This is a genomic window from Candidatus Oleimmundimicrobium sp. (assembly GCF_030651595.1).
Lineage (GTDB): Bacteria > Actinomycetota > Aquicultoria > UBA3085 > Oleimmundimicrobiaceae > JAUSCH01.
Genome location: NZ_JAUSCH010000120.1, coordinates 1 through 14668, shown reverse-complemented (window position 1 = coordinate 14668; position 14668 = coordinate 1). Strand labels below are relative to the sequence as shown.

Sequence of the window (14668 nt, the reverse complement as noted above, 5' to 3'; positions counted from 1 at the left end):
TGCGAGCAGAGCGTGGCAATCTCATTTTTAATCATAGCGGCTTCAAAATAATGGTTGTTCAGGAGACTGCCTACAAACGACCCACCCGGATTTTAAAAATCAAAATCAATAAAAAGTTCTTTTGATTTTACTAAAGGCTAAAGGCTAAAGGCTGCTTCTAATGATTTTCCTGGCAGCTGGAGACTGGTGACTGTTTACTTCCAAAGATTAAGAAAATTTGACTATCTTTACAAGCATGCTATTATTAATTATGAACATATGTTCATAAAGGAGAAGATATGCCAAGGCCTAAGAAAACTCGCTGTGTGCGATTTTTACCAAAAGTTGGGTGTTTTAAACCTCAAGGTGTTCCTTTTGCGTTATTAGAGGAGATTGTCTTAAGCATTGATGAATTTGAAGCCTTAAATTTAGCTGATTTAGAAAGAAAAGATCAAGAAGCTGCGGCAAATGAAATGGGAATTTCTCGTCCAACTTTTCAACGCATACTTTCCTCAGCAAGAAAGAAAGTGACTGAGGCTATAGTTCAGGGCAAAGCTCTGACAATAAAAGGAGGTAATTTTATTATGGCAACGACAAGAAAGTTTAAATGTGCTGATTGCGGACATGTTTGGGAGATTTCGTTTGGAACCGGCAGGCCGGTTGCTTGCCCATCTTGCGGAAGTACTAATTTTCATCGAGATGTTGAACAAAGAGGGCCGGGCGTGGGTCGCGGGTTAGGTCCCTGCGGAAAAGGCAGGTCTTCTAAATAAGTAAACATTTAATACAAAGGAGGATTTATATGAAAATAGCTGTTGCAACGAACAGGAAAGAAGTTTCACCTCATTTTGGACACTGTTTAAGCTTTACAGTTGCTGAAATTGAAGATGGTAAAGTTTTAAAGAAGGAAGAAGTGCCCAATCCGGGCCATCAACCAGGATTTTTGCCTAAGTTTTTAGCAGAAATTGGGATAAATTGTATCATAGCCGGAGGGATGGGCCAAAGTGCGCAAATGTTGTTTGCCCAAAGTGGGATTAAAGTAGTTACCGGCGCCTATGGATTGGTAGATGATGTAATCAAGGGTTATGTTGAAGGTAATCTATCTTTAGGCGAAAACATATGTGACCATTAAGGATTAAGGTCAAAAATCCAGCCCCCAGCCACCAGCTTTCAGCCTTCAGGAAAATCAAAATATGAGCAAGGAGTGCGGGATTAAGGAGTAATTGATGGAGATTAAATAGAAATTAGGTGGTAATTACAATTAGTTACAACGGAGCAATCTTTATGAATATCAATAAATTACAATGAATTACCATAAATTACAATTGTATTACAGCAAATTTCAATTAGTTACAATGAATTTCAATATCAGCACTCAGTAAAAATTAAGTAGAGAGATTAGGTAGAGATTGATAAAAAGGTAAAGAGTAAGGATTAAAGGATTAAGGATTAAGGAATAAGAAGGGGGTTTTGTATGAAGATAGCAATTAGTTCTACGGGAAATGATCTTTCAAGCCAGGTCGATCCAAGATTTGGAAGATGCCAAGGATTTATAATTTTCGATTCTGAAACTTCAAAATTTGAATATTTGCCCAATGAAGCCATAAATGCTGCCGGTGGAGCTGGCATTAAAGCGGCTCAATTGGTTGTTGACAATGGCGCGAAGGTTGTAATTACCGGAAGTATTGGCCCGAATGCTTTTAATGTTTTAGCGGGTGCGGGCATCGATATATACGGTGGTGTAACGGGAACTGTTCAAAGCGTGATAGATAACTATAAAGCCGGAAAACTGCAAAAGGTAAATCAGGCTACAAATGGTCCCGGCGCTAAAGGAAATATTTAAGAGGTATAGATGATTATTTCAATTGCAAGCGGAAAAGGTGGCACAGGAAAAACAACAATAGCTACTAACCTGGCTTTTTCTTTGGCCCGAAAAGGTCATAATCTCCAATTATTAGATTGTGATGTCGAGGAGCCAAACGCGCATATTTTTATTAAACCTGAAGTCGAAATAAGAGAACCTGTTTTTTTTAACGTGCCCCAAATCGATGAAGAAAAGTGTACTTATTGCGGGGAATGCGCAAAAATTTGTGCTTACAATGCTCTCTTTGTTACAAAGGGTAAGGTGATGTTATTTCCTCAGCTCTGTCATTCCTGCGGCGGATGTTCATATTTTTGTCCGCAGAATGCAATTTCCGAAATTGGCCACGAAATAGGTGAGATACAGGCGGGAAGCGCTTACGGTATCGAATTTGCCTACGGAAAACTAAATATTGGGGAAATAGTAGCTCCTCCTTTAATAAAGAAGTTAAAGAAACGTATTGATGAGAATAAAGTGGTGATAATAGATGCCCCGCCGGGGACATCTTGTCCCGTAATCGAGGCTGTTAAAGGAAGCGATTTTTGCCTTCTCGTGACGGAGCCAACTCCTTTCGGATTAAACGATTTAAAACTTGCCGTTGAAATGCTCAAAGTTTTAAAAGTACCTTTTGCTATTTTAATTAACAGGTGGAATGAAGAATATTTTGAAATTGATTCTTACTGCAAAAAGGAAAATATCCCAATTATAATGAGGATACCTTTGGAACGGAAGATTGCTGAGATTTACTCTGAAGGTAACCTTTTTTCCAAAGAATTACCTGAATGGCAGGATAAATTTTGTAAACTTTTTAATTCTATTGAGGGATTGCGGAAATGATACAAGAGGTAACTGTTTTAAGCGGAAAAGGTGGAACCGGAAAAACCAGTTTAGTTGCATCGTTTGCTGCTCTTGCTGAGAATAAAGTTATGGTTGATTGCGATGTCGATGCTGCTGATCTTCACTTAATTTTAAAACCGGAAGTAAAAGAAACCAACGACTTCTATGGTTTAAATGAATATTTGATAAATAAAGATATTTGTATCGAATGTGGCAAGTGCGAAGAACTTTGTCGTTTTGATGCAATAGATAATTTTCAGATAGATGGGCTCTATTGTGAGGGTTGTGGGATATGTTTTTTGGCTTGTCCGGTTTCGGCGATTGAAACCAAGGAGAGAGTTTGTGGCCAATGGTTTATTTCTAAGACTGAATATGGCCCGCTTGTTCATGCTAAACTTGGAATTGCTCAGGAAAATTCAGGGAAACTTGTTGCGGAAGTAAGAAAAGCTGCCAAAAAAATGGCTCAAAAAAAGGGCATTCCTTTAGTCATAACAGATGGGTCACCCGGGATAGGGTGTCCGGTAATAGCATCGCTTAGTGGCACTAATCTTGTTTTGATAGTAACCGAACCAACCGTTTCAGGAGCACACGACCTGGAAAGAATTTTGGACTTATGTGCTCACTTTAAGATTAAATCTTTAGTTTGTATAAATAAATTCGATTTGAATTTAAAGAAAACACGCGAGATTAAAGAGCTTTGTAAAGAGAGAAGTGTGGAGGTTGTGGGAAAGATTAATTATGATTCCATTTTTACGGAGGCGTTGATAAAAGGGGTGCCGGTTGTTGAATTCTCGGATGGAGAAACTAGCCGGCGAATAAAATCTCTTTGGGGGAATTTATATAATAAGCTAAGCAGCTAACGTGTTTTTATTTTAGCGAAGGGAATAAAAAGCAGAATTGAATAGGAGCCATAAAGAGGACTTGCAGGAGATTGTTCTGCAAGTTTTTTACTTCAAAAAAATTAAAAAAATATCTGTTTTTTTGTTGACAATTAAAATAGTTGAGAGTGATAATGAGTGAGAATAATTCTCAATTAGGAATTTATAAAAAGATGAAATCGGAATTAAAGAAACTTAAAGAAGCAGGTTTTAAACTTACGCCTCAAAGACAAGCAATTTTAGAAGTTTTGAGAAGTTCCGGCATGCATATGAGCGCTGATGAGATACATGAAAAAGTTAAAAAAAGATGTTCTCAAGCCGGGCTTGCCACAACTTATAGAACGTTGGATTTGTTTAAAGAATTAAATTTAGTAACAGATATAAATTTAGGCGAAGGTCATAAGCATTATGAGTTGAAGAGGAAAAATCATTATCACCTGGTTTGTCGCGAATGCGGAGAGATTATGGAATTTAGACCAAATATCTCCAATAAAATGGAGAGAGGATTGTTAAAAAATTATGGTTTTAAGGTGATAGATTATCATGTAGAATTTTATGGTTATTGTTCAAAATGTCTGAAGAAGGGAGAGAACTGATGGTTTCACTGGTAGATATGAAAATTAATCAGACCGGGATAGTTATAAAAATAAATGGAGGGGCAGGGCTTGTATGCAGGCTTGAGGCTTTGGATGTTAGGGTTGGAAAGAAAATCACTAAATTGAGCAGTATGATAATGCGAGGTCCAATTGTAGTTAAAGTTAACGGGTGTCAAGTGGCCGTTGGTCGAGGAATGGCTAAAAAAATTATGGTTGAGGTTGATGGATGAAAATTCTTTTAATGGGGAACCCCAATGTTGGAAAAAGTGTGATATTTTCCCGGTTAACGGGAGTATATGTGACGGCCTCCAATTATCCCGGTACCACTGTGGAGTTTACGAAAGGGACTTTGAAGTTTAAAGGTGAAAAGGCCGAGTTGATAGATGTGCCCGGGACGTACACCCTCGAGCCCACCTGTGAGGCGGAACGAGTTGCCACAGAGATGGTAAAAGAGGGCGATTTAATTATAAACGTCTTAGATGCAACCAATCTTGAGCGAAATCTTTATCTTACGTTTCAAATTCTTGCTTTGAAAAAACCCACGATTGTTGCTTTAAATATATGGGATGATGCTAAACATCGGGGAATAAATATAGATTTGGGAAAGTTGGAAAAACTTTTGGGTGTTCCCGTAGTTCCCACGGTGGCGGTATCAGGCGAAGGGATTAAAGAGCTTTTTAATCGGTTAGAGGAGGCAACGGTGCCGTCTCGTCCAACTTATACCAAGGAGGAACGCTGGGTACAGATAGGACGGATTATAGATGAGGTTCAATGTGTAACTCACCGTCACCATACCCTTATAGAGAAGCTTGAAGATGCAAGTGTTCAACCCCTTTTCGGGGCGCTTTTGTTTTTGGCGGTATTGACCATTTCATTTCTGATCATAAGGTTTATCGGGGAGGGGCTTATAAGTTACATTTTTAATCCATTTTTTGAAGGAATTTATGCTCCTTTAATAATGAAACTTAGTTCTGTTTTGGGTTCAGGGGGGATTTTTCACGACATATTAATTGGGAAATTGATTAATGGTTCCATCGATTTTGGACAGTCGTTCGGGTTGCTTACTACGGGCTTATACGTTCCTTTTGCCATGGTCTTGCCTTATATATTCTCCTTTTATTTAATGTTAGGGGTTTTGGAAGATGTAGGTTATTTGCCACGTTTGGCGGTATTGGCAGATAACGTGATGCATAAATTGGGACTTCACGGCGCTGCAATTATTCCTATGATATTGGGTCTTGGTTGTAATGTGCCCGGGGCTCTATCAACCAGAATTTTGGAGAGTAAGCGGGAGAGGTTTATAGCGGCAACAATCATGGCCATAGGAATTCCGTGTATGGCACAAACGGCGATGATTATCGGGCTTGTTGGAAGTTACGGAGGAAGATATCTTGCCATCGTTTTTGGCACACTTTTTATTGTTTGGTTTAGTTCGGGGCTAATCTTAAATATGATAACAAAAGGGGAAAGCCCGGAGATATTTTTGGAGATACCGCACTATCGTATACCTAACATAAACGCTTTGGCTAAAAAACTCTGGATGAGATTATCGGGATTTTTGCTCGAAGCAATTCCGCTTGTTTTAATAGGAGTTCTTTTCGTTAATATCTTATATATGATAGGGTTTATCGAACTTATCTCAAATATAGGGGCCCCTGTTGTTACGCATTTATGGGGATTGCCCGAATCCGCTGTGTCTGCTCTTATAGTGGGTTTTTTGAGAAAAGACGTGGCTGTGGGAATGCTTGGCCCCCTTGGGCTAACTGCTAAACAAGCAGTTATTGGGAGCACGGTTCTCGCCGTCTATTTCCCGTGCATAGCAACTTTTGTTGTTTTAATAAAAGAATTGGGCATAAAGGATACATTTAAATCGGCGGTGATGATGATAACGGTTGCTTTGTTAATAGGTTCTATTTTAAATTTAATTCTTTAGGAAAATCATAACGGAAGGGGTATGAAATATGGTTTTAAATGATTCAAACAAGGCTTGTAAAACTTGTGGCGACGAGGTAGATTCTTCTGAAAAGAATCCTCAAGAAAATGTCAAATGTTGTGTGGCGGTAATGAGCGGTAAAGGTGGGGTTGGAAAGTCATTGGTTACCGGGCTTTTGGCGGTTGCTTTGAGAAACGCGGGGCATAAGGTTGGAATTTTAGATGCTGATTTAACGGGTCCAAGCATTCCCAAAATGTTTGGAATAAAGAAAAAAGCTACGGGAACCGGGGGAAAGATTCTTCCGATTGAGAGCTCTAACGGAATTAAGATAATGTCGCTTAATCTTCTATTAGATAAAGAGGATGATGCTGTTATCTGGAGAGGCCCAATTATCGCGGGAGCCATAAAACAATTTTGGACCGACGTTGCCTGGGGGGACTTGGATTGCCTCTTAATAGATTTGCCTCCGGGAACAGCCGATGCGCCCTTAACGGTGATGCAATCTATACCTTTAGATGGGGTTGTGGTCGTGTCTTCACCGCAGGGCTTGGCGGTTATGATTGTTAAAAAGGCTCTTCAGATGGTAAGAAAACTAAATATTCCCATCCTTGGAATAGTTGAAAATATGAGCTACGCTTGTTGTCCAAAATGCGGGGAGAAGATAAATTTCTTCGGAAAAAGCAACATTGGTGAGATAACAAAAGATTATGATGTAGATATTTTAGCTGAGATTCCAATAGATACTCAAATAGCTAATCTTTGCGATAAAGGAAAAATTGAAAGTTATGATGTTGCACTTTTAAGTAAGGCAAAAGACGTTTTGGAAAAAGTTTTAAAAGATAAAGAGTAAAGCAACAATTGAATGTTTTTGATTGCAATTTAGGCGTTTCTGAAAACTTATTTTAAAGAGTTTAGTTTCGGAAGTTTGAAAAGATGATAGGTTTTTTATTGAGTCTAAAAAAGTAGATAGCTGTTTTTAAGACGATAAGATTGCAAAATATTGGGTAAGCGATTTTGACGAGGAATTTATCATGAATGTTCAAAATTATTTAACAGGTTTTCTTCAAAATACATCTTGGTTTACCTACGTTGCTGTCTTTTTGAGTGGGGCAATTTTAAGCTTGGGCTCATGTACTATAGTACGTATCCCGGTAATTATTGGTTATGTTGGCGGGGTTGCCCCTTCATCCAAAAGAGCTTTTTCTGCGACTTTATTTTTTGTGTTGGGGCTGGTTGTAACCTACTCTTTACTGGGGGTTTTACTTGGAAGCATTGGCTCTCTTTTAACAGATTTATTAGTTTGGAGCACTTATCTCTACTTTGCAGTGGGTGTTTTTGCGATACTTATCGGTCTTCATTTGTTGGACCTTATTCATTTTAAATTTCCTTTTAAGATTAGCGAAAGAAGTTTTGTTAAACGCTCAGACCTTTTCGGGGCGTTTATTCTCGGCGTTAGCTTTACTTTTTTTGAAGCACCGGTTTGTCCATGTTGCGGCCCGGTTATGTTGTTAATAGCGGGTTATACTGTTGCTAAAGGTAAAATGATATTTGGGTTGACCTTGTTTTTTACTTATGCTTTGGGTCAAAGCATACCTCTTTTGGTCCTCGGCGGTTTCACGGGTCTTTTGAAATCGATAGAGAAACGAACGCATCGTTTTGAAGAGTATGTGAAGATAACTGGAGGAATTTTACTATTTTTAATAGGTTTATATTTTATTTGGATTGCTTAACAGGAGAGTTTTATGGAACAAGTTTATTGTAAGGAAGGGCATGAACATCATACGGTTTCGAAAAAGGACCGTCTTATTATGTTATTGTTAGTAGTGGTTTTAGCGGTTCTGTTTCTAAGACCCTTTGTTGCATTGCAGAATATTAACAGGGGAGATTCCTTTCTAAACTACGGTTTTTATAATCGGGCTATTTTACAGTACAAGAGAGCGACATTATTGGATTCGAACAATGAAAAAATTTATAGTTGGCTTGGTTATGCCTACAATAAGAAAGGGGATTTTGACAATGCGATAGAGTCATATGAAAAAGCTGTTGAGCTTAACCCTGCTAACAATGAGGTAAATTTAGAATTAGGAATTGTATATTATCATAAATACCAAAAAACAGGTAAAAGGGTTTTTTATGAGAAAGCAGTTGAAACTTTTGAAAAAATTATTGAAAGAGATCCTTCTAATGAAAGTGTAAAGTTTATGCTGGAACGGTTGAAAAATAATTGATAGAGCAGAGAGTTGAGAGGATAATGGGAAAGGACATAGGGTAAAGGGGTTTTATCCTTAACATTTTACATTTTTCTATATCGTTTTTATATTTTCATTTACATTTCTTAATTTAATTAGCCATTGAGGTTGCCCGATATGGGCCAGTATTTAGTAAGACTAGGATATTGCAAATGACTAAGAAGCTAATTGTGTGAAAGGGGAGTAAATATGTCACACCTTCATATTCCGGATGGAATAATTAATCCGATTTGGCTATTAATAGGTTTTATTGTTACGGGTTTAATCATCTGCCTTTCTTTATTTATGCTTAGAAAGAGGGATATTCAAAAACTCGTCCCCCGCATCGGTATTATTAGTGCTGTTATGTTGCTGGGGATGTCGGTTCCGCTTCCCGTTGGCATAGGATATCATTTAAATTTAAGCGTTTTGGTTGGAATAATTCTTGGTCCTTGGGCCGGGTTTATTTCTGCTTTTATAGTTAATTTAATTCTTGCGCTTATGGGGCATGGCGGAGTTACTGTTATAGGGTTGAACTCTCTGATAATAGGGAGCGAAGTAATTTTTGGATTCTTGTTTTTTAAGGTATTTAGTCGTTTTTTAAGAATTAATATCTCAGCTTTAATAACGACATTTTTTGTGCTTGCTCTGTCTACCTCGTTTATGATAGGCATAGTAGGGATAACTCAGATTAATCCGGCAAAGTTTCTACATCACCACGAACATAATCATCAAACTCAATTAGAGGAACATAGTCATCAAGTGGAATCGCAAGAAGAACTTTCGGAAATTTCGCTGGTTAGATTCGCTAAAATTATAATTCCTTTTGCTTTTATTGGTTGGGTGATAGAAAGTTTGGTGACCTCGATAATAATTAGTTTTGTCGGTCGAGTAAAACCTGATTTGTTTTATGAGGAGAAGAGATAATTGGACTTATATTTTATTGATTATCTTGCTTCAAATGGACATAGCTTTTTTCATAAAGCGTCTGCGGTGTCAAAGATGATTTTTTCTATGTCGATTATTATTGCAATAATAATGTCTAACAGGCCATCTTTTCTTGCTTTCCTTTTGTTGTTTCTACTCCTGTTGTTAAAAGTACTGAAACAGCCTGTTTTAAAAATCCTTGCTATGACTTTTTATGTAGCAGTTTTCGCCATTATTTTTGCCGTTAGTCAGATTTCCGGTTCTTTTCTTTGGCCCCTTACGATAATTTTAAAAGCCATTACGGCTGCTTTGTCGGTTCTCATCGTGCTGACTACGACGAATTATTTTGATATATTTGCGATACTTGCTCGTTTTCTTCCAAAATTAATAGCTGATAGTTTGTTTATGACCTACCGTTCTTTTTTTATTCTTCTTAAAGAATTAAAGAATTTAATTATGGCAGTTAAAGTTAAAAGAGGACTTTCTCCTCGAAAGATATTTACGAACCTGAAGAGTTTAGGAGATATCTTAGGAGTTCTCTTTATTCATGCTGTGGATTTGAGCAGTCGAAGCTCGGAAATTTTGGCTATCCGAGGGTATAAAGGCGGTATGGCTAAATATAGGAATTTGCGCCGTTTCTCAAAATATGATTTTGCTCCATTAATTTTGAGTGTAGCAGCTCTTTTGGGGGTAGGGATTTTTGGATGAATGAAATAGTCAGAGTAAGGTGTTTAAAACACGTCTATCCTGATGCAACTGAGGTAAGTGTCTGCGGTTTGGATTTTGTTGTTCACGAAGGCGAAAAAGTGGTGATTCTTGGCTCCAATGGCTCCGGAAAGACCACTTTGCTTGCTCACATTATTGGACTTTTGAAGGCTACTGAAGGAGAAATTAAGGTTTTTGGAAAAGTTCCTACAAAGGAATTTGATGAAGTTATATTAAATATCGGAGTGGTTTTTCAAAATGTTGATGAGCAGATAATAGGGCCGACAGTTGAAGACGACATCGCCTTTGTTCTAAGAAATCGAGGTGTTCCATCTAATGAAGTTGACGAAAGAGTAAACGCAATGATGGAAACAATTGGGATAACCAATCTTAGAAGCAAAATCCCTCATTACTTAAGTGGCGGGGAGAAGAAGAAAGTGGCTTTAGCGGGAGCACTAATTGCAAATCCTGCTCTTTTGGTTTTGGATGAACCATTCAAAGGGCTTGATCCAATAGCAAAAGAAGAAATAATTAAGTTGTTATCGGAGATAAACACCAAACATAAATCCGCTCTTGTTATTACGACTCATGAGGTAAATTTGGTACCCAGAATTGCGGATGTAGTTTATGTTTTAAGCGGAGGAAATATTATAGCTCGTGGAAATCCCAAGGAAATTTTTTTAAACCCTCATGTTTTGCACCAAGCCAATATGCAACCCCCCGACTTTTTGGAGCTATTTTTCAATTTGCAGAAGATGGGTCTCAATGTTGAGCTTCCTTCAACTATGGAAGAGGCAACAGAGATACTTGCTCGATTGCTTAATAAAAACAGAGATTAAAAGAAAGTTTTGAGTAACAATAATGAAGAAATATATTAAGTTTTGCAGAAATTAGCCCGATAATAAACCTACTAATTACACTTCAAAATCCTGCAAGAAGGATCTTTTTGAGAATAGGGAAAAAGCTTTACCTTATTATAGTTTTTTTTGCCATTTTAATGGGCCTATCTGGCTTTATAGGTTATATGGGAATTAATGGGGTGAGCAAGAGCGCTGAAGAGGTTTCCAGAAGAATGGCCCTGGCGGAATCTGCAGAGGGACTAAATGTGAAGTTTCAGGAAGCTCTAATGCCTCCACACGACTATATTATTCATGGCAATGTGACCGAACGCGATAATTTTAAAGAGGCGTGGACGGCTTTGGAAGAGCAATTTAACGAAGTTTATAAAACGACAAACGCAATCGGTTGCCCAAGATGTAAAGAGTTGATAGAAGAGATCCAAGTTAATGATTTGCCTAAATTAAAAACAAAGGCAAATGAAATACTGAATTTAGATAATCCTGTTGGAAATCATCTGAGCGGCAACTTAATGGAAGAAATGGATGTAGTTGCCGCTCAGATGACTGACGATGTTAGAGAACTGGCGGATAAGAGCAAACAAGTGGCCAATGTAACACTAAATGATGCCAAAACAGTTCAACAACGCTCCAGTATGGCCATAATTTTTTCGGGTTTTTGGATAACTTTTATCGGTCTCGCGGTTGGTTTTTTTGTTTCTAAAAAGATTGTGGGAAATATTGATGCGTTAGAAGAAGGAGTACAAGCTGTTGTCGCAGGTGATTTAACTCGGAGGATAAGAATAAAATCGAGAGATGAGCTCGGTAAGCTTGCAAACTCTTTTAACCAAATGAGTCGAAGGCTTGAAAAATCTCAAAGAGAACTTGAGCTTTGGGGAGAGACTCTTGAAGATAAAATTAAAGAGAGAACTAAAGAGTTGGTTTTGGCAAACAAACAAATTAGGAGACGAGCTGATGAGCTGGCAGTCGTATTTAATGTTTCAAAAGACATAAGTTTAACTTTAGACTTAAAAGAACTTTTAAAGCGAATTCTTAAAGGAACAGCTCCTCTTGTAAATGCTAAATTTGGGGCTATCCTCTTGGTTGATGAAGAAAAACTCAAAAGATGTTGGGCTTATCAAGAAAAGTTGGGCAAAAACCATTGTAGTAATTGTGAAAGTTGTTCTGCTTATACTTCAGATAATCTTGAATGTTGGACCATTAACGGAACCTGCTGTTGAGATGAGATACAAGGAAAATTTGAAGAAAAGATTAGCGAGTGTATTAAATGTCCGGTCTTTCAAGAAGTTAAATTAAAACCTGCCACTGTTTATGGGATTGAGCCTAGCGATTTAAATAAGAATTATTTTAATAAAGAAAATTGTGTATATATAAAAACCTTACTTGAACTAAAACCGAAAGTTTTTGAAGATTTTAGTAAAACCGGTAAACACGCAACCATCTTTGGAAAAGAAAGGATTCGTAGTCAAATTTGTTTACCCCTTCTTACAAAAAATAAAATAGTTGGAGTACTTACTTTCGCGAGCGATGAAAGTGAAAAGTTTAAGAGCAAGCAGCTCTCTTTATTAGAGAGCATTGCTTATCAGATAGCCGGGGCAATTGAGAATGCAAGTTTTTACGAGAAAGTAAGAAGTGAAAAGATTAAGTTAGATGCAATTTTTGCCAGCATGGGTGAAGGGATAATTACTACCGATAAAAACAACAAGATAATAGCAGCAAATAAACTGGCGGGGGAAATTTTAGGGATGAGTAAAAGGGATTTAATTAAAAAAGATATTGCTCTTGTTTACCCAAAAGAAAAAAGAGATTCAGTTCGAAAATTAATAAGGCAGCTTAAGAGCGGAGAGTCCTTAATTAAGGAGATTCGGATACCAATCGGGGCAAAAAAAATAAGAGCTAATTTTGCTTCAATACAAAGGGCGCGTGATAAGTTTTTAGGCACTGTTTTGTTATTGCAAGATATTACCGAAAAGGAATATTTATATGAAAAAACAAAACAAGCTGCGAATAAGTTTTCAACGCTTTACGAAGTCAGCAAAGTTTTAAGTTCTACCATTGAACTTGATGAGTTGCTTGGCTTTATTATAAATTGTACGGTGGATACAATGGGGGCTGATACTGGGTCGATAATGCTCATCGATAAAAAATCAAACAAGATGAAGATTGCAGCGTCGAAGGGACTAAGCAAAAAAATTGTTGAAGAAACGTGTCTTAAACCGGGAGAGGGAATCGCCGGATGGGTTTTTGAGAAAGATGAGCCTCTGTTACTGGAAAACATAGAAGACGACTCCCGTTTTAAGGGTCATGAAACACGAAAAGAACTTGGTTCATCTCTCTCTCAATTTCTTTGAGGGTTAAAGATGAGGTAATAGGGGTAATAAATGTTGGGTCAAATTGTCCTCAAAAATTTAGAAATGAAGATTTAGAACTTCTTTCCACATTGTCTGGAGAGGTTGCTGTTTCAATTCACAATGCCACGCTCTTTAATGAATTGGAAGAGCTTTACATTGAAACCATTAAAGCGTTTGTTGAAGCAATTGAAGCCAAGGATTCTTATACAAGAGGTCATTCTGAAAATGTCACAAAATATGCAATTATGATTGCCGATAAGATTGATTTCTCTGAAGAAGATAAAAGGACAATTAAATCAGCTGGTTTACTCCATGATATTGGTAAAATAGGTATAAAGGAAGATATTTTAAATAAACCGGGGGGTTTAACTAAAGAAGAGTATGATATTGTAAAAACTCATCCTTATATAGCAGTTCAAATACTTGGACAAATTTCCAACTTAAAAGATGTAATTCCTATAATTTATCACCATCATGAAAAGTATGATGGCAAAGGTTATTTAAAAAAATTAAAAGGGGAGGAAATACCCTTGGGAGCCAGGATATTGGCGGTGGTGGACTCCTTTGATGCTATGACTTCGGCACGGCCTTATAGGCCGGCTCTAAGTTTTGATAAAGCTGTTAAAAAATTGAAGGAGAATGTCGGCAAGTAATTTGACCCTTATATTTTGTTAAGGTTTTTCTGGAAATTTTAGATGAGCATGACTCGGAAGAAAATACTGGCCTGAAAAGTTGTTTGGCCGGAGAAGCTTAAAAATTTGGTTTGAAAAGATGAAATAAAGTTAATATAGATATCGAAATTAGGAACGCTTTCAGGCAAGCTATCGCAAAATTTGTTTCAGAAAAACCGGATGTAATCGATCCTCAAAAAATTTTAAAATCTGCTAAAGAGGCAGCGAAACAAGTGGTGCTGAGTAAAATTCATTTTTTTGGTTCCCCCAATAAGACTTAATTTTAAATTGCAAAGGTTTATTCTCAATGCTAAAATTCCTTTTGAGAAAAGATGCGGAAGTGGCTCAGTGGTAGAGCATCACCTTGCCAAGGTGAGGGTCGCGGGTTCAAATCCCGTCTTCCGCTCCACACCGCTGAAAGCGGTGAGTGAATAGTGGGGAGTGAGGAGTTTAAAGACTAGTGCAAGCTATCGACATAATTCAGAGGGACACAAACGCTCAGAATACTCATGAAAAAGTAGTGGTTTTGGGTGATAGAAATTTTAATCCGTTTTGGTTTATCCACTTCGTTGAGCAAATGCGAGCGGAACTTGTGGAGAATAAATTCCTTGGTGGCAGGGCTGCTCCTCTTTTCGAATTGCACTCTACTAATGCATATGCATAAAACAAGAAGGGATGAAGAGACTAGAAACTAAGAAACTACCGACTTCCGACTAACAGACTTTATACTTAATGGGCGGCGTAGCCAAGTGGTAAGGCAGAGGTCTGCAAAACCTCTATTCAGCGGTTCAAATCCGCTCGCCGCCTCCAAGTCACCGAAGATGGCTAATGGGAAATCAGGAGAAGGA

The 14668-nt window shown here is 37.7% G+C and carries 17 protein-coding genes and 2 tRNA genes; all 19 read left to right on the top strand.

Features of this window, described 5'->3' with window-relative positions; genetic code table 11:
• Positions 1–278 precede the first annotated feature (278 nt).
• The 19 genes from Q7U95_RS06925 (at position 279) to Q7U95_RS06835 (ending at position 14630) form a co-directional block, all read left to right on the top strand.
• Positions 279–749, top strand: a complete 471-nt coding sequence (locus Q7U95_RS06925) for a DUF134 domain-containing protein (RefSeq protein ID WP_308753072.1) — start codon at positions 279–281, stop codon at positions 747–749.
• Between the two features lie 29 nt (positions 750–778).
• Entirely contained in the window at positions 779–1108 is a 330-nt protein-coding gene (locus Q7U95_RS06920; RefSeq protein WP_308753070.1) for a NifB/NifX family molybdenum-iron cluster-binding protein, read from the top strand.
• 342 nt (positions 1109–1450) lie between these two features.
• Positions 1451–1819, top strand: coding sequence for a NifB/NifX family molybdenum-iron cluster-binding protein (locus Q7U95_RS06915; protein ID WP_308753068.1), 369 nt, complete (start codon positions 1451–1453; stop codon positions 1817–1819).
• Positions 1820–1828: 9 nt separating this feature from the next.
• Positions 1829–2674 (top strand): ATP-binding protein, encoded by an 846-nt coding sequence (locus tag Q7U95_RS06910; RefSeq protein WP_308753067.1) that lies wholly within the window; start codon positions 1829–1831, stop codon positions 2672–2674.
• The gene (locus Q7U95_RS06905) at positions 2671–3534 is read left to right on the top strand and encodes an ATP-binding protein (RefSeq protein ID WP_308753065.1); all 864 of its coding nucleotides are present in this window, start codon (positions 2671–2673) and stop codon (positions 3532–3534) included. The genes Q7U95_RS06910 and Q7U95_RS06905 overlap by 4 nt, the downstream gene beginning before the upstream one ends.
• 152 nt (positions 3535–3686) lie before the next feature.
• Entirely contained in the window at positions 3687–4148 is a 462-nt protein-coding gene (locus Q7U95_RS06900) for a Fur family transcriptional regulator (RefSeq protein WP_308753063.1), read from the top strand.
• Positions 4148–4378 carry a FeoA family protein gene (locus Q7U95_RS06895; protein ID WP_308753061.1) on the top strand — a complete coding sequence of 77 codons (231 nt, stop codon included), beginning with the start codon at positions 4148–4150 and terminating at the stop codon, positions 4376–4378. Before Q7U95_RS06900 ends, Q7U95_RS06895 begins: the two co-directional genes overlap by 1 nt.
• A complete protein-coding gene (locus Q7U95_RS06890; protein WP_308753059.1) occupies positions 4375–6081 on the top strand; it encodes a ferrous iron transporter B in 1707 nt (568 codons plus the stop codon). The genes Q7U95_RS06895 and Q7U95_RS06890 overlap by 4 nt, the downstream gene beginning before the upstream one ends.
• A 28-nt stretch (positions 6082–6109) precedes the next feature.
• Positions 6110–6931 carry an Mrp/NBP35 family ATP-binding protein gene (locus Q7U95_RS06885; RefSeq protein ID WP_308753057.1) on the top strand — a complete coding sequence of 274 codons (822 nt, stop codon included), beginning with the start codon at positions 6110–6112 and terminating at the stop codon, positions 6929–6931.
• A 181-nt stretch (positions 6932–7112) separates the two neighbouring features.
• The gene (locus Q7U95_RS06880) at positions 7113–7811 is read left to right on the top strand and encodes a cytochrome c biogenesis protein CcdA (protein WP_308753055.1); all 699 of its coding nucleotides are present in this window, start codon (positions 7113–7115) and stop codon (positions 7809–7811) included.
• A gap of 12 nt (positions 7812–7823) precedes the next feature.
• Positions 7824–8309 (top strand): tetratricopeptide repeat protein, encoded by a 486-nt coding sequence (locus tag Q7U95_RS06875; protein WP_308753053.1) that lies wholly within the window; start codon positions 7824–7826, stop codon positions 8307–8309.
• Between the two features lie 210 nt (positions 8310–8519).
• Complete coding sequence (locus Q7U95_RS06870) at positions 8520–9236, top strand: energy-coupling factor ABC transporter permease (protein ID WP_308753051.1); 717 nt, start codon at positions 8520–8522, stop codon at positions 9234–9236.
• The gene (locus Q7U95_RS06865) at positions 9237–9944 is read left to right on the top strand and encodes an energy-coupling factor transporter transmembrane component T (RefSeq protein WP_308753049.1); all 708 of its coding nucleotides are present in this window, start codon (positions 9237–9239) and stop codon (positions 9942–9944) included. It begins immediately after the preceding gene.
• Positions 9941–10780: an energy-coupling factor ABC transporter ATP-binding protein gene (locus Q7U95_RS06860; protein WP_308753047.1), complete on the top strand. Its 840-nt coding sequence runs from the start codon at positions 9941–9943 to the stop codon at positions 10778–10780. Before Q7U95_RS06865 ends, Q7U95_RS06860 begins: the two co-directional genes overlap by 4 nt.
• A 107-nt stretch (positions 10781–10887) precedes the next feature.
• Complete coding sequence (locus Q7U95_RS06855) at positions 10888–12018, top strand: HAMP domain-containing protein (RefSeq protein WP_308753045.1); 1131 nt, start codon at positions 10888–10890, stop codon at positions 12016–12018.
• A 6-nt stretch (positions 12019–12024) separates the two neighbouring features.
• Positions 12025–13149 (top strand): GAF domain-containing protein, encoded by a 1125-nt coding sequence (locus tag Q7U95_RS06850; protein ID WP_308753074.1) that lies wholly within the window; start codon positions 12025–12027, stop codon positions 13147–13149.
• The gene (locus Q7U95_RS06845) at positions 13146–13802 is read left to right on the top strand and encodes an HD domain-containing phosphohydrolase (RefSeq protein ID WP_308753043.1); all 657 of its coding nucleotides are present in this window, start codon (positions 13146–13148) and stop codon (positions 13800–13802) included. The genes Q7U95_RS06850 and Q7U95_RS06845 overlap by 4 nt, the downstream gene beginning before the upstream one ends.
• Positions 13803–14154: 352 nt before the next feature.
• Positions 14155–14229, top strand: a tRNA-Gly gene (locus Q7U95_RS06840).
• 326 nt (positions 14230–14555) lie between these two features.
• Positions 14556–14630 (top strand) — tRNA-Cys (locus Q7U95_RS06835).
• Positions 14631–14668: the final 38 nt, after the last annotated feature.

Excerpts from the sequence above, each read along its gene's own strand:
- Q7U95_RS06890 (WP_308753059.1), top strand. The coding sequence starts at position 4,375 with ATGAAAATTCTTTTAATGGGGAACCCCAATGTTGGAAAAAGTGTGATA.
- Q7U95_RS06875 (WP_308753053.1), top strand. The coding sequence starts at position 7,824 with ATGGAACAAGTTTATTGTAAGGAAGGGCATGAACATCATACGGTTTCG.
- Q7U95_RS06895 (WP_308753061.1), top strand. The coding sequence starts at position 4,148 with ATGGTTTCACTGGTAGATATGAAAATTAATCAGACCGGGATAGTTATA.
- Q7U95_RS06920 (WP_308753070.1), top strand. The coding sequence starts at position 779 with ATGAAAATAGCTGTTGCAACGAACAGGAAAGAAGTTTCACCTCATTTT.
- Q7U95_RS06870 (WP_308753051.1), top strand. The coding sequence starts at position 8,520 with ATGTCACACCTTCATATTCCGGATGGAATAATTAATCCGATTTGGCTA.
- Q7U95_RS06915 (WP_308753068.1), top strand. The coding sequence starts at position 1,451 with ATGAAGATAGCAATTAGTTCTACGGGAAATGATCTTTCAAGCCAGGTC.
- Q7U95_RS06880 (WP_308753055.1), top strand. The coding sequence starts at position 7,113 with ATGAATGTTCAAAATTATTTAACAGGTTTTCTTCAAAATACATCTTGG.
- Q7U95_RS06905 (WP_308753065.1), top strand. The coding sequence starts at position 2,671 with ATGATACAAGAGGTAACTGTTTTAAGCGGAAAAGGTGGAACCGGAAAA.
- Q7U95_RS06910 (WP_308753067.1), top strand. The coding sequence starts at position 1,829 with ATGATTATTTCAATTGCAAGCGGAAAAGGTGGCACAGGAAAAACAACA.
- Q7U95_RS06925 (WP_308753072.1), top strand. The coding sequence starts at position 279 with ATGCCAAGGCCTAAGAAAACTCGCTGTGTGCGATTTTTACCAAAAGTT.
- Q7U95_RS06885 (WP_308753057.1), top strand. The coding sequence starts at position 6,110 with ATGGTTTTAAATGATTCAAACAAGGCTTGTAAAACTTGTGGCGACGAG.
- Q7U95_RS06860 (WP_308753047.1), top strand. The coding sequence starts at position 9,941 with ATGAATGAAATAGTCAGAGTAAGGTGTTTAAAACACGTCTATCCTGAT.
- Q7U95_RS06900 (WP_308753063.1), top strand. The coding sequence starts at position 3,687 with ATGAGTGAGAATAATTCTCAATTAGGAATTTATAAAAAGATGAAATCG.